At 58.0% G+C, this 12,999-nt stretch carries 12 protein-coding genes and 4 pseudogenes; 8 read left to right on the forward strand and 8 right to left on the reverse strand.

What is annotated here, in order from left to right:
- Positions 1-217 precede the first annotated feature (217 nt).
- Together rhtA and AC07W5_RS19960 are read left to right on the forward strand one after the other, a co-directional pair.
- Complete coding sequence (gene rhtA, locus AC07W5_RS19955) at positions 218-1,105, forward strand: threonine/homoserine exporter RhtA (RefSeq protein ID WP_494993852.1); 888 nt, start codon at positions 218-220, stop codon at positions 1,103-1,105.
- Between the two features lie 168 nt (positions 1,106-1,273).
- The gene (locus tag AC07W5_RS19960) at positions 1,274-1,555 is read left to right on the forward strand and encodes a hypothetical protein (RefSeq protein WP_494993851.1); all 282 of its coding nucleotides are present in this window, start codon (positions 1,274-1,276) and stop codon (positions 1,553-1,555) included.
- A gap of 12 nt (positions 1,556-1,567) precedes the next feature.
- Here AC07W5_RS19960 and AC07W5_RS19965 read toward each other — a convergent pair whose 3' ends face one another.
- On the reverse strand, positions 1,568-2,137 hold the full coding sequence (locus AC07W5_RS19965) for a TetR/AcrR family transcriptional regulator (protein ID WP_495024190.1): 570 nt from the start codon (positions 2,135-2,137) through the stop codon (positions 1,568-1,570).
- Between the two features lie 92 nt (positions 2,138-2,229).
- Here AC07W5_RS19965 and AC07W5_RS19970 point away from each other — a divergent pair, with 92 nt between their 5' ends.
- Positions 2,230-2,970 (forward strand): SDR family oxidoreductase, encoded by a 741-nt coding sequence (locus AC07W5_RS19970; protein WP_495024191.1) that lies wholly within the window; start codon positions 2,230-2,232, stop codon positions 2,968-2,970.
- A gap of 36 nt (positions 2,971-3,006) precedes the next feature.
- A complete protein-coding gene (locus tag AC07W5_RS19975) occupies positions 3,007-3,597 on the forward strand; it encodes a 2-hydroxychromene-2-carboxylate isomerase (protein ID WP_495024192.1) in 591 nt (196 codons plus the stop codon).
- Here AC07W5_RS19975 and AC07W5_RS19980 read toward each other — a convergent pair.
- Positions 3,594-4,592 carry a zinc-dependent alcohol dehydrogenase family protein gene (locus tag AC07W5_RS19980; RefSeq protein WP_495024193.1) on the reverse strand — a complete coding sequence of 333 codons (999 nt, stop codon included), beginning with the start codon at positions 4,590-4,592 and terminating at the stop codon, positions 3,594-3,596. The genes AC07W5_RS19975 and AC07W5_RS19980 overlap by 4 nt on opposite strands.
- Positions 4,593-4,705: 113 nt before the next feature.
- Between AC07W5_RS19980 and AC07W5_RS19985 the strand changes: the two genes are divergently transcribed.
- Positions 4,706-5,620, forward strand: a complete 915-nt coding sequence (locus AC07W5_RS19985; protein ID WP_495024194.1) for a LysR family transcriptional regulator — start codon at positions 4,706-4,708, stop codon at positions 5,618-5,620.
- Positions 5,621-5,635: 15 nt separating this feature from the next.
- Here the strand turns inward: AC07W5_RS19985 and AC07W5_RS19990 are convergent, their stop codons facing one another.
- The 4 genes from AC07W5_RS19990 to AC07W5_RS20005 all read right to left on the reverse strand — a co-directional run bounded on the left by AC07W5_RS19990 (position 5,636) and on the right by AC07W5_RS20005 (position 9,859).
- A complete protein-coding gene (locus tag AC07W5_RS19990; RefSeq protein WP_495024195.1) occupies positions 5,636-7,444 on the reverse strand; it encodes an aminopeptidase P family protein in 1,809 nt (602 codons plus the stop codon).
- Between the two features lie 55 nt (positions 7,445-7,499).
- Positions 7,500-8,669, reverse strand: coding sequence for an aminotransferase class V-fold PLP-dependent enzyme (locus tag AC07W5_RS19995; protein ID WP_495024196.1), 1,170 nt, complete (start codon positions 8,667-8,669; stop codon positions 7,500-7,502).
- A 207-nt stretch (positions 8,670-8,876) separates the two neighbouring features.
- Entirely contained in the window at positions 8,877-9,491 is a 615-nt protein-coding gene (locus AC07W5_RS20000; RefSeq protein WP_494993843.1) for a LysE family translocator, read from the reverse strand.
- Positions 9,492-9,589: 98 nt separating this feature from the next.
- Complete coding sequence (locus AC07W5_RS20005) at positions 9,590-9,859, reverse strand: hypothetical protein (protein ID WP_495024197.1); 270 nt, start codon at positions 9,857-9,859, stop codon at positions 9,590-9,592.
- 399 nt (positions 9,860-10,258) lie between these two features.
- On the opposite strand from AC07W5_RS20005, the pseudogene AC07W5_RS20010 reads away from it, so the two are divergent.
- From AC07W5_RS20010 to AC07W5_RS20020, 3 genes and pseudogenes are all read left to right on the forward strand, one after another.
- Positions 10,259-10,369: pseudogene (locus tag AC07W5_RS20010) on the forward strand (FMN reductase); the annotation flags it as partial.
- A gap of 53 nt (positions 10,370-10,422) precedes the next feature.
- On the forward strand, positions 10,423-11,568 hold the full coding sequence (gene ssuD, locus AC07W5_RS20015) for an FMNH2-dependent alkanesulfonate monooxygenase (protein WP_495024198.1): 1,146 nt from the start codon (positions 10,423-10,425) through the stop codon (positions 11,566-11,568).
- Positions 11,569-11,708: 140 nt separating this feature from the next.
- A pseudogene (locus AC07W5_RS20020) lies at positions 11,709-12,020 on the forward strand (acyl-CoA dehydrogenase family protein); the annotation flags it as partial.
- 144 nt (positions 12,021-12,164) lie between these two features.
- Here the strand turns inward: AC07W5_RS20020 and AC07W5_RS20025 are convergent.
- Together AC07W5_RS20025 and AC07W5_RS20030 are read right to left on the reverse strand one after the other, a co-directional pair.
- Positions 12,165-12,498: pseudogene (locus tag AC07W5_RS20025) on the reverse strand (MetQ/NlpA family ABC transporter substrate-binding protein); the annotation flags it as partial.
- Positions 12,478-12,680, reverse strand: a pseudogene (locus tag AC07W5_RS20030) (ABC transporter permease subunit); the annotation flags it as partial. The pseudogenes AC07W5_RS20025 and AC07W5_RS20030, both read right to left, overlap by 21 nt.
- Between the last annotated feature and the right edge of the window lie 319 nt (positions 12,681-12,999).

Raw genomic sequence — 12,999 nt, forward strand, 5'->3', positions numbered from 1 at the left:
GACTGCGCCGGAAGTGGGGCGAATTATAGGCTTCCAGATTCTGCCGTCAAGGGTTAATTCAAATTATCTATCAACAATGGTCGAAAACGTCGAAAGCCCTGCTTATATAAGAGGCGCACAAACAGTGTGAGCAGTATATTGCTCATGACGTATGAGTTGAGCATCATGTACCGCGCATATACCTTTCTGTCTCTACTACTCCGGATGATGCCTCGTAATGACTGACCAGCCCCGCAGCCTCGCCTCGACTCTGTTCCCGGTCGGCCTGCTGCTTATTGCCATGGCTTCAATCCAATCCGGTGCCTCTCTTGCCAAAAGCATGTTCCCCGTTGTGGGAGCCCAAGGCACTACGACGCTACGCCTGATTTTTGCCAGCATCATCATGTTGCTGCTGCTACGCCCTTGGCGCGCCAAACTCACAGCCAGGTCCTTGCGCACGGTAATCGTCTACGGGATGGCACTTGGAGGCATGAACTTCCTCTTCTATATGTCACTCAGAAGCGTCCCTCTGGGAATTGCGGTTGCCCTGGAGTTCACCGGCCCCCTGGCGGTTGCTATATATGCGTCACGCCGGGCGATCGACTTTCTGTGGATCGGCTTGGCGGTCATCGGCCTGCTACTGCTGATCCCCGCGGGCGACACCAGTGCCGGAATCGACCTTATAGGTGCTGGTTATGCGCTTGGCGCGGGTATCTGCTGGGCGTTATATATCCTGTTCGGCCAAAAGGCCGGTGCAGACAACGGCGTTCAAACCGCCGCACTGGGTGTAATGATTGCCGCTTTATTCGTAGCGCCTATCGGCATCGTCCATGCAGGAGCAGCCTTATTGACTCCGTCCTTGATCCCGATAGCCATTGGAGTCGCCATTCTCTCTACTGCCCTGCCCTACACCCTGGAGATGGTGGCCCTCACCAGAATGCCAGCTCGCACCTTTGGCACCTTGATGAGCATCGAACCTGCTTTCGGTGCCTTGTCAGGGCTGTTGTTCCTTCACGAATACCTGTCCCTGGCCCAATGGCTGGCCATTGCTTGCATCATCCTCGCCTCCGTCGGTGCCACCATGACTATGCGCCGCGAATCCAGTCCCTTGCTCGCAGCCGATTGAAACTGGATTTGACGAAGCTCTGGCATTTACCGCTCAATTAGGCCATGTTTAGGCTGTAACTCTGTGTAAGCCTTGGATTTTTCGAATAGGGACATCGTCAACGCGACACGCTAGAGCGGATAAAGCCAGACTCGGGTGCCAGACCCGAAGCGAGCTAAAAGGAAGGGCATGAAACGAGTTTTGATACTGTTAGCCGTACTTGCCATTGCAGGCTGTGCTGCGACCTCAAAAACCGAAACAAAGCGCGGAAAGACGGGACTGCATATCAACTGCTCTGGCCTGTCCTCTTCCTGGGACAAGTGTTACACCAGTGCCGCCAATTCATGCGGCGCCAAGGGCTACAAAGTGATCGCCAAATCGGGCGACGCTGTAGAAGACCCCGGTGACTACCCCTTCGGCCTCAATCCCGCCGGCTATACGAGCCGCAGCATGATCGTCATCTGTAAATAAGCTGACACCGCTTCATTCAACGTGCAGTCTTCTGATCTGGTGACCGATCTCGGCGTAACTCGACTCCAGGACTTTGCGTTGAATCCGGGGATTTACCAGCATCCGCGCCACAACCAGCGCGCCAATGCATTGCGACAAAATCGCCCACGCCAGAGAGTCGCTGCCTAATGTCCGGGCCCAGCATTCCTGCAATCGGCAAATCCACTGCTCCGCCTGCTGCCGAACAGCGATGTCGGAGCGAGCGATTTCGGCTCCCAACGCCGGCAAGGCACAACCTGTCTCGGGCTGCTCAACGTGCGCCATGCTCAAATAATGTTTGAGACAACGCTCAAGCCTTGCCCGATTCTGCTCACCATCCCCGCTTAACCGCTCAAGACTCTGACTCAGCTCACGCTCGACAATCGAACTGAACAGCTCATCTTTTGACGAAAAGTGACTGTAGAAAGCCCCACCGCTGAGCCCTATCGCTTTCATCAAACCATCGACGCCGACCGTGGAAAAACCTTCTTTCTTGGCCGACACAGCACTGCTTTCCAGCAATCGCTCTCTGGTTTCCTGCTTGTGGCTGGCTGAATAACGCATCGTTCCCCCTATGAATCTATCACCTTGACGCATTTGAGATCGTAGCATAACGTTCGTTTAGCTAACGATCGTTTACTAAAAAGGCGATACCCATGACTACAGCCATAAATAACAACAAAGTCGTATTGGTGGTCGGCGCAGGCGATGCCACCGGTGGCGCAATAGCCAAGCGTTTTGCCCAGGAGGGATTTATCGCCTGCGTCACTCGGCGTAGCGCTGACAAGTTGCAACCCTTGGTCGATGCTATCCAGGCAGCAGGGGGCCAGGCACATGGCTTCGCCTGCGATGCACGCAAAGAAGAGGACGTGATTGCGCTGGTCGAACAGATCGAGAGCCAGATTGGCCCGATCGAAGCCTTCGTCTTCAACATCGGCGCCAATGTACCGTGCAGCATCCTTGAAGAAACCGCGCGCAAGTATTTCAAGATATGGGAAATGGCCTGCTTCTCGGGATTCCTGAACGCTCGTGAAGTCGCCAAACGCATGGCCACCCGCCAACGGGGCACTATCCTGTTCACCGGTGCGACAGCCGGGATGCGTGGAGCTGCCGGTTTCGCCGCGTTTGCCGGCGCCAAACATGGAGTTCGCGCATTGGCCCAAAGCATGGCCCGCGAACTGGGTCCTATGAACATCCATGTCGCTCATATCGTCGTCGACGGTGCCATTGATACGGACTTTATTCGCGACAGCTTCCCGCAGAAGTACGCGCTCAAGGATCAAGACGGCATCCTTAATCCGGAACACATTGCCGAGAACTATTGGTACCTGCACTGTCAGCCGCGAGATGCCTGGACCTTCGAGCTGGATCTACGACCATGGAGCGAACGTTGGTAAGCCCTCCCCCATAACAATAATCAGAGAGCACCCACCATGAGTAAAACCGTAGAATTCTTCTTCGACCTCGGCAGCCCCAGCACTTACCTGGCCTATACCCAATTACCAAAAATCTGCGCCCTAACCGGCAGCCAGCTTATCTATCAACCCATGCTGCTGGGCGGTGTATTCAAAGCCACCGGCAACGCCTCCCCCATCAGCATTCCAGCCAAAGGGCGCTACATGCTTGACGATCTGGAGCGTTACGCCAAACGCTATCAGGTTGCGCTCAATTTCAATCCACACTTTCCGGTCAACACCCTTTTACTGATGCGCGCAGTCACCGGCATGCAACTGCGTGATCCGGAACGTTTCCTCGATTTTATCGACTGTCTTTTCCGCGCATTGTGGGTTGATAAGCGCAACCTCAATGACCTTGCGATAGTCGCTGCGGTGTTGACGGAGAAGGGCTTTGACCCGACCGAAATCCTGGCGCTGACCAACGATGAGGAGATCAAAGCCGCCCTAAAGGACAAAACCGAACAGGCGTTGCAACGTGGCGTGTTCGGCGCGCCGAGCATGTTTGTCGATAACCAGCTGTTCTTCGGCCAGGACCGTCTGGACTTTGTCCTCGAAGCCTTGAGCTAAATCTCGATGACCAGCCGACCCTGCGCTTGCCCCGCAACAAGCAGGTCATAGGCGGCTTCGGCGGTTTGCAAACCGAACTGCCGAGGATCGAGCAAAGGAGTCAGCTTGCCGGCTTCGATCAACCGAGTCGCTTGAGCAAGAATTTGCCCGTGATGATCACGGCCCTTGCCCGTCAGCAACGGCAATAACGTGAACACTCCAGAATAAGTCGCGCCCCGAAAGGACAATGGCGCAAGGCTGTGTTGCCCCCAACCGAGGCAGCTCAGCACATGACCGTAATAGTTGCGCACAGCCTTGAACGACGCATCCAGCGTTTCACCGCCCACCGTGTCGTAAACGATATCGAACCCCTCGCCTGCCGTGTGCTCCTCTACATAGTGTTCAACCGGGCTTTGCCGATAGTCGATAAAGGTCGCTCCAAAACCTTCGATAATGCCCCGCTGCCTGGCTGAACCAGTGGCAAACACATCGGCACCGAAGGCTTGAGCGAGCTGCACTGCAATATGTCCGACGCCTCCCGCGCCACCGTGAATCAACACCGACTGCCCTGCTCGTACGTGAGCGCGATCCACCAACCCTTCCCATGCGGTAATCAGCACCAAGGGCAGCGCCGCTGCTTCACGCATACTCAAATTGCGCGGTTTGAGCGCCAACAATTGCGCATCGACGACGGCGAATTCGGCCAGAGAACCTTGCAAACCCGCGATACCGGTCGCCATGGCATAAACCTCATCGCCGATCTGCCATCCGCTTACGCCGGCACCCAGCGCTTCAACGGTTCCTGCCAGGTCCATACCCAGCACCGCAGGCAAAGGTTGACGTGCGTGGGCTGCTTGTCCCGCACGTATCTTTGCGTCCAGCGGATTGACCCCGCTGGCTGCAATCCTGACCAATACCTGGCCCGCTGCTGGTTCGGGGACGTTTAAAACAGCCAAGCGAAAAGGCGCATTAGCCGAATCGACAATCAGAGCATTCATCTCACGTATGTCAGTCATTTTCGCGATCTCATGTCAGGGAAGTTGAGTTGATCATCCACCACCCGACTCATACCGATAAGACGTTATATAACTATAGTGAGCATGCCCATTTGGCATGAATGAGAACACCCATGGACAAGCTCAATGCAATGGCGATTTTTGTTCGAGTGGTAGAGCGCGGCAGTTTTTCCGCTGTCGCCCGGGAATTGCAGACCAGCCAACCCACCATCAGCAAAGTGCTGAGAGCGCTGGAGATCGAGCTGGGCGGCAAACTGATTTCCCGTAGCACCCGGCAACTGTCGCTGACCGATGAAGGTCAGCGTTACTACACGCAATGTCGGCAAATCCTCGCCGCGGTGGACGCCGCGCAACACAGCTTTCAGTCGGGCCGGGAAACCGTGGCCGGCAACTTGCGGGTCGGCTCATCCGTCAGTTTCGGGCGTTTGCAGATTGCCTCGCGCCTGCCGGGCTTTCTGGCGAGTTATCCACAGGTGCAAATTGACCTGCAACTCAACGACCACAATCAGGATCTGGTCAGCGAGGGCCTGGACGTCACCTTCCGGATCGGCGAACTGAACGATAGCGGCCTTATCGCCCGCAAGGTCGGTACCACCTACCGTGTGACGGTTGCCAGCCCTGACTATCTCGCCCGCCAGGGCCTGCCACTCACGCCCGAAGAACTGAGCCTGCACAACTGTCTGCTGTTCAACCTGCTGAGTAGCCAGAACCAATGGATTTACAAGAAGAATGGAGAACGCCACAACGTGCGGATCAAGGGCAATGCCCAAAGTAATAGCTCGGAGGCGATACGCGAAATGGTGCTCACAGGGCTAGGCATTGCGCTGTCGCCCGTGTGGTTGTTCAGTGAGGATTTACGGGCCGGTCGGGTAGTGGCGATTCTGCAGGACTACAGCCCACAGTCGCTGCCAATTTATGCCGTGTCCCCGGCGAATCGTCGCCAATCCGCCAGGGTCAATGCATTCATCGACTATATGACCGAGGCGCTGGCTCACGCGCCTGAGCTTGCGCCACCGCCCCAGGGCTGATGACGCTGAGCTGATTTAAATAGCCGCCGTTCGGGTGTTCAGCCACTCCAGAGCGGCGCCTTCAAGCAGCGGACTCAAACGCTCACGCACTTGCGCGTGATAGCCGTTGAACCACTCTTTCTCGTCTTGAGTCAGCAACGCCGGCTCCAGGCAACGGGTATCGATCGGGCACAGGGTCAGGGTTTCGAACTTGAGGAACTCACCGAACTCGGTGCTGCCCGCTTCACGATTCAACACCAGGTTCTCGATCCGCACACCCCAGCGGCCAGGACGATACGTGCCCGGTTCTATTGAGGTGATCATTCCCGGCTGCATCGCCGTTTGTGGTGCCGGCGCCGCCTGGTAGGCAATCACCTGCGGACCTTCATGGACGTTGAGGAAGTAACCGACACCATGACCGGTGCCGTGACCGTAATCGACACCCTCGGCCCAAATCGGCGCACGGGCGATGGAGTCCAGCAGCGGCGACAGAATGCCCCGTGGGAATTGCGCCCGGGACAACGCGATCACGCCTTTGAGCACCCGCGTGCAGTCACGCTTCTGCTCTTGAGTCGGCGTACCGACCGGCACCATGCGGGTAATGTCGGTGGTGCCGCCCAGGTACTGACCGCCGGAGTCGATCAGCAGCAAACCATCGCCTTCGATCAGCGCGTGCTCTTCTTCGGTGGCGTGGTAGTGCGGCATCGCGCCATTCGCATTGAACGCCGCGATAGTGTTGAAGCTCAACGAGACATAGCCCGGACGACGGGTACGCGCTGCCGTCAGGTGCTCATCGATGGTCAGTTCGGTAATCCGCTCGCTACCCAACGCAGTGTCCAGCCAGGTGAAAAACTCACAGAGTGCCGCGCCGTCCTGCTCCATGGCCTGACGAATATGCTCGGCATCGGCGAGGCTTTTTTGCGATTTGGCCAAGGTGGTCGGGTTCAGCCCTTCGATCAGTTTTACACCGCTGCCCAGGTTATCCAGCAGACCCGCCGTCACCCGCGCAGGATCGACCTGCAGGCTCGCGCCGCTCGGTACTGTGCTCAATGCCGCGGCGACTTCGCTGTAATCGCGCAAGGTCACGCCATCCTGTTCGAGGATCGCGCGCAGTTGCGCATCGACTTTGCTCAGCGCCACAAACAGTGTCGCCTGCTGCTGCCCGATCAATGCGAACGAAACGAACACCGGGTTGAACGACACGTCAGCGCCACGCAGGTTGAACAGCCAGGCAATGTCATCGAGGGTCGCGATGAAATGCCAATCGGCACCGCGCTCCTTCAAGCTCTGGCGCAGCCTGGCGAGTTTCTCGCCACGGCTTATGGTGGCCTGAGGCGGCAAGTGTTGATAGATCGGTTGATTCGGCAGCGCTGGACGGTCTTGCCAGACTTCGTTCAACACATCGATATCAGTGCGCAGCCGAGCGCCACGCTCCTGGAGTTTACTGCCCAGACTACGCGCCGAAGCCAGCGCCATGACCGCGCCATCGACGGCCACCACACCACCTTCGGGCGTTTGCTCAGCGAGCCAGTCCAGCGGGCCTGGTTGCCCAGGCTGGAGTTTCACCAACTCGATGCCGCTGCCCTTGAGCTCCTTGGTCGCCTGCTCCCAATAACGGCTGTCAGCCCAGACGCCGGCGAAATCCGCGGTCACGATCAGCGTGCCGACCGAACCATGAAAACCCGACAACCATTGCCGTCCCTGCCAATAGCCCGGCAAATATTCCGACAGATGTGGATCGGCCGACGGCACCAGCAGGGCGTGGATACCCTCCCGGCTCATCAGCTCGCGTGTTTGCGCCAGGCGCCGGGAAACCACTCCGTTGGTCAAAGACTGCGTGCTCATTGTGTCTCCTGCTAATCACTCATCATTATTATTGGGTGCAGATGCGGATCAGCCCTTATGGCTGGGCAGCTGCCCAGAACGCCGGTGCACTGGCGAATGAAGCTTTAATCAATTGTGCCGCTTGATCGACATCCTGCTCGGTGGTGAAGCGCCCGAGGCTCAGACGGATCGTGCGACTCGCCGCCCACGCGTCATGTCCCAACGCAAGTAATACATGGGACGGCGCGTTACTCGCCGAGTTGCAGGCCGAGGTTGCCGAAAAAGCAATCGAAGCACTTAACGCCGCCGGATAGAACTCGCCCTCGTTGAACGTCAGGCTCAAGGTATGGGGAATGCGCTGGGTCGCGCTGCCGTTGAGCTGCAATCCAGGAAGACTGCCGAGTTGCGCCAGCAACCGCTCACGCAAGCGCACAATGGTTGCAGCCTCTTCGTCGAAGAACTCTGCCGCAAGGGCAAACGCCGCGCCCATGGCTGCGATCTGATGAGTCGCCAGGGTCCCGGAACGCAAACCGCCTTCGTGCCCGCCACCATGGATCTGCGCCTGCAAACGTTGCTGCGCACGTGGGCCGACGTATAGCGCACCAATGCCCTTGGGACCATAGATCTTGTGTGCGGAGAACGACATCAGATCCACCGGCCACTCGGCCAGATCGATCGCCACTTTGCCAGCGCCTTGGGCGGCATCGACGTGAAACAACGCGCCTCGTTCACGCACCACCTGGCCGATGGCCGGGATGTCGTTGACGGTGCCGAGTTCGTTATTGACCAGCATCAGCGACACCAGAAAGGTGTCCTCGCGCATCGCTTCACTGACCGCCTGCGCGGTGATCAGACCTTCGGCATCCGGCACCAGATAGGTCACGGCGACGCCGGCATCCTGCAACTGCCTGGCCGTATCGAGAATCGCCTTGTGTTCGATTTGACTGGTAATGATATGCCCACCCGCAACACCGCGAGCCTGGGCGACGCCCTTGAGAGCGAGGTTGTTCGATTCAGTGGCGCCGGAGGTCCAGACGATCTGCGAAGGCTCTGCGCCGACCAGCTCAGCCACCTGTCGGCGAGCGTGCTCAACTGTTTGTCGAGCCTGTTGGCCGAAGACATGGGAGCTGGAGGCCGGGTTACCGAAGTTACCGCTGAACCCCAGACAGTCGACCATCACCTGGATCACCCGCTCATCCACCGGCGTGGTAGCGGCGTAGTCGAAATACAAAGGACGTTTATTCATAAAAAGACTCGCAGAGCGTGTTCCGGGATCAGGTGTGCTCGGTGGTGAAAACGTTGGCCGGCGCCAACCCGGGAGCGGCGCAAAACGGTAAAACGTCAGCAATACCTGATCGGATGCAGTTAAAGGAAGACAACTTCTCTTAAAAGTGCGTAGGAACGCTCCTGAAGTTGAGCTTAACAGGCATCGGACTCCGGGTTGAAGCCTAAGTCAGCTAAAGCTTTCGTGCAGCATCGGGTACAGGGAGGCCACCAACAGCAGAGCCATGCCCCAATTGAACACTCGCAACCAGCGCCGATCACGCAGGACATTGCGCAACAGGCTGCCGCAGGCCACCCAGACGCTGACGCTCGGCAGGTTGATCACGGCGAAGACCGCGGCAATGACAATCACATTGGTGAAATAACCCTGCAACGGCGTGTAGGTGCTGATGGCACCGATCGCCATGATCCAGGCCTTGGGATTGACCCATTGAAATGCCGCCGCCCCCCAGTAACTGACAGGTTTGGCGTGACCTTGTCCGGTCTCGGAGACTGGACCGCTATGAGCGATTTTCCACGCCAGGTACAGCAGATAGGCCGCGCCGACATAACGCAACACGGTGTAAAGCAGCGGATAGGTTTGAAACACCGCACCCAGGCCAAACCCGACGGCGAGCACAAGAATGAAGAAGCCGCAGGTGATGCCAAGCATGTGGGGGATGGAGCGGTTGAAACCGAAATTGACGCCCGAGGCCAGCAGCATGGTGTTGTTGGGGCCTGGGGTGATCGAGGTGACAAGGGCAAACAGGGCGAAGCCCAATAGCAAATCCAGCGAGAGGGTCATGGGCGCATTCCATTAGGGTCAGTCAGGTGTTGACCCTATCGCAGCGCCTTGGCGAAACCCACGGACAGTTGCCTCAAAGTTTGAGCAGTACAGTCCACTCAGCTTGGGCGCCGATGGTGGCTCACGCCGCGCTCGGCGTTCATTTCGCCTTTCGTGTCGAAACCAAATGCTTTCTGTGGCTGGCCGAGCAGTTCGGCTTTTTTCATTTGGTATTCATCGTACGACAACCCGCGACGGTTCAATGCCTCCAGCGCCAATTCCTTGCTTTCCTCGGCGGTGTACGGCCGCAATTCAGGGGAAGGATGGCTCGCACAACCGGCGAGAACAGAGGCGGCAAGCAGCATAGAAGTGACGAATAAACGATTCATGAGGGGCTCCTGACAAGCTGGCGTTACGCAATGGATACAGGCTACTCCCGCGCCTTCACCGACAAAAATCAACGCTCTCGATAGTCGCTATTGGTTTGGGCAACAGCCGTTCAGGCAAATTCCACATATTCACTATAGTTCTATAAATATCTATTTACGATATTTTGAGGAATAACAAAGAGCCTTTATAACGGACCTGCGCCGCGCTGACTGTTGGCCAGGCAACTGTTGGCCCTGCAACAGTCAATCAACAAAACAGCGCCCAACAAACACACAGCAGCCTGAATAGAAACCGCTGAAAGCCCCGCAGACAAAGGCTTCGGCCGCTTGGTACAGCTCTTGCTCAAACCCGCTCACTACTCACTGCTCCTTGAGCAACTGCTTGAAAAGGAACTGTTCATGTCGCGCCCTATGAACGTCGTAGCCCTCTCGGGTGGCACTTACCGCCCCTCCCGCACATTGGTGCTGACCCAGGCCGTGCTCGCGGAATTGGCCAGGCAGTTGCCGATACGTTGTTTCGCGTGCACCCACACAATTTGCTGAAAATCGCTTAAGGACCTGTCATGGATGTTTTCTGGTTTCTCCCCACTCACGGCGACGGCCATTACCTGGGCACCACCCAGGGCGCGCGCCCGGTCACGCTCAATTATTTGAAGCAAGTGGCTCAGGCCGCGGACAACCTCGGCTATCACGGTGTGCTGATCCCCACCGGGCGTTCGTGCGAAGACTCGTGGGTGATCGCCTCGGCCCTGGTGCCGTTGACCGAACGCCTGCGTTACCTGGTAGCCATTCGTCCGGGGATCATCTCGCCGACCGTTTCGGCGCGCATGGCCGCGACCCTTGATCGGCTGTCCAATGGCCGTCTGCTGATCAACGTGGTGACTGGCGGTGACCCGGATGAAAACCGTGGCGACGGCAGCTTCCTCGATCACAGCGAACGCTACGAAGTCACTGACGAATTCCTCAAGATCTGGCGCCGGGTGCTGCAAGGCGAGTCGGTGGACTTCGAAGGCAAGCATTTGCGGGTGCAGAACGCCAAGGCGCTGTATCCGCCGGTGCAGAAGCCTTATCCGCCGCTGTATTTCGGTGGTTCTTCCGAGGCTGCCCATGATCTGGCCGCCGAGCAGGTCGACGTCTACCTGACCTGGGGCGAGCCGCCGGCGGCTGTCGCCAAAAAGCTGGCCGATGTCCGTGAACGCGCGGCTCGTCAGGGCCGTACCGTGAAATTCGGGATTCGCTTGCACGTGATCGTTCGCGAAACGGCCGACGAAGCCTGGAAAGCCGCCGACAAGCTGATCGAACACATCAGTGACGAAACCATCGCCTCGGCACAGAAATCCTTCTCGCGCTTCGATTCCGAAGGTCAGCGACGCATGGCCGCGTTGCATGACGGCCGGCGTGACAATCTGGAGATCGCCCCCAATCTTTGGGCCGGCGTCGGTCTGGTGCGTGGCGGTGCCGGGACAGCGTTGGTGGGCGATCCGCAGCAAGTGGCGGCGCGGATCAAGGAGTACGCGGATTTGGGCATTGAGAGTTTCATCTTCTCTGGCTACCCACATCTGGAAGAGGCTTACCGCTTCGCCGAGCTGGTGTTCCCGCTACTGCCGGAACCCTACGCCAGCCTCGCCGGTCGCGGTATCACCAACCTCACCGGGCCATTCGGCGAAATGATCGCCAATGATGTTCTGCCTACAAAAGCCACAGCCTGAACCCCACCTTGCCTCTGTAGGAGCGAAGCTTGCTCGCGATGCAGTCACCGCGGTTTGTCCAGTCGGACCGCGTTATCGTTCATTGCGGGCAAGCCTCGCTCCTACGCAGAGATTGGATCGTCACATAGAAGGAGCATCGCGTGACCGACAAGCCGCAAAGCGCCCTGTTGTCCCCGTTGCAGACCGCCCGTGCATTGGCTGCCGAGTTTGCCCAAACCGCTGTTGAACACGATGAACGCGGCGACACGCCGAAAGCCCAGCGTGACGCCTTGCGCCAAAGCGGTCTGCTGGCCCTGAGTATTCCTGCCCAATACGGCGGCCTCGATACTGGCTGGAGCGAAACCCTGAACATCGTCCGCGAGTTCGCCAAGGTCGACAGTTCGATTGCCCATGTCTTCGGTTTTCATCACCTGATGCTGGCCACGGTTCGGCTGTTCTCGCGACCGGAACAAATGATCATTCCCACGCTCCCGCGTGGGAATGCAGCCCGTGACGCTCCGCGTCACATAAAAGCGGACGCGGAGCGTCCAATGAGGCATTCCCACGCAGAGCGTGGGAACGATCAACGCCGCATGTGGGAACGATCATTGAATCCCTCAAAACCCCGGCGCAATCTGCCCTTTGTACCGGGTCAGGATGAACTGGCGGACCTCAAACGCGAGATCCACCTGGCTGATCGAACGCGCCAGCAACGTCCCTTCCAGCTCGCGAATTTTCAGATGTTTGGGGTTTTCAATGATCTCGCGCTGAGTCGCCAGGGTATTGCCCGGATCCTTGAGTTTGATCAATCCGGCTTCGTGCAGCAGCACCAGCGCCCGGCCGGTGTTCACCGGATCGTTAGGGATCGACACCGAGGCACCGTCCTTCAAGTCAGCGATGTTCTTGATCTTCGTCGAGTAGGCGGTGCACCCCGACCACCGGCACCAGATCCGCCGTGTAATCCACCAGCACAATGGCCCTAACGGTGACGGCTGCCAGCAGCCCGCCTCGGGCAATAATGTGTGGCGAATGATTTGCCAGGTGTTGGCGCCCATTGCCTGGGTCGCTTCCACCACACCACGGTCGACTTCGCGCAAAGCGGTTTCCACTGACCGAGCGAATGTTGGAATACAGATCAACAATGTCGACGGGCACCTGCCGACTGCGATCGCGCTCGGCGTCCTGTTCCAGCAGTACCGCAGCCACGCGCTCGGCCACGAGCTGGGCTTGGGCGTCCTCACGGATCAGATCGGCGGCCGGAGGATGGATCGGATAATCGGCAGATTCAGGCAAGGCAGACATACAACGCTCTCGGGTCAACAGTGATTGCAATGAGCAATTGCAGCTTCTGTGCCTGAACGCTTGCCCCTTTGTTTTCAGTGGGTTGGGAGCCTCTTATAGCCATTCGATTTAGTGCAGCGAAGCAAACTGCTGCTTTGCTGTTGATGGCTG

Source organism: Pseudomonas sp. GW821-FHT01E05 (assembly GCF_059422425.1).

Bases quoted from the DNA above. Each gene is read 5' to 3' on its own strand.
- rhtA (WP_494993852.1), top strand. From the start codon at position 218: ATGACTGACCAGCCCCGCAGCCTCGCCTCGACTCTGTTCCCGGTCGGC.
- AC07W5_RS19960 (WP_494993851.1), top strand. From the start codon at position 1,274: ATGAAACGAGTTTTGATACTGTTAGCCGTACTTGCCATTGCAGGCTGT.
- AC07W5_RS19965 (WP_495024190.1), bottom strand. From the start codon at position 2,137: ATGCGTTATTCAGCCAGCCACAAGCAGGAAACCAGAGAGCGATTGCTG.
- AC07W5_RS19970 (WP_495024191.1), top strand. From the start codon at position 2,230: ATGACTACAGCCATAAATAACAACAAAGTCGTATTGGTGGTCGGCGCA.
- AC07W5_RS19975 (WP_495024192.1), top strand. From the start codon at position 3,007: ATGAGTAAAACCGTAGAATTCTTCTTCGACCTCGGCAGCCCCAGCACT.
- AC07W5_RS19980 (WP_495024193.1), bottom strand. From the start codon at position 4,592: ATGACTGACATACGTGAGATGAATGCTCTGATTGTCGATTCGGCTAAT.
- AC07W5_RS19985 (WP_495024194.1), top strand. From the start codon at position 4,706: ATGGACAAGCTCAATGCAATGGCGATTTTTGTTCGAGTGGTAGAGCGC.
- AC07W5_RS19990 (WP_495024195.1), bottom strand. From the start codon at position 7,444: ATGAGCACGCAGTCTTTGACCAACGGAGTGGTTTCCCGGCGCCTGGCG.
- AC07W5_RS19995 (WP_495024196.1), bottom strand. From the start codon at position 8,669: ATGAATAAACGTCCTTTGTATTTCGACTACGCCGCTACCACGCCGGTG.
- AC07W5_RS20000 (WP_494993843.1), bottom strand. From the start codon at position 9,491: ATGACCCTCTCGCTGGATTTGCTATTGGGCTTCGCCCTGTTTGCCCTT.
- AC07W5_RS20005 (WP_495024197.1), bottom strand. From the start codon at position 9,859: ATGAATCGTTTATTCGTCACTTCTATGCTGCTTGCCGCCTCTGTTCTC.
- ssuD (WP_495024198.1), top strand. From the start codon at position 10,423: ATGGATGTTTTCTGGTTTCTCCCCACTCACGGCGACGGCCATTACCTG.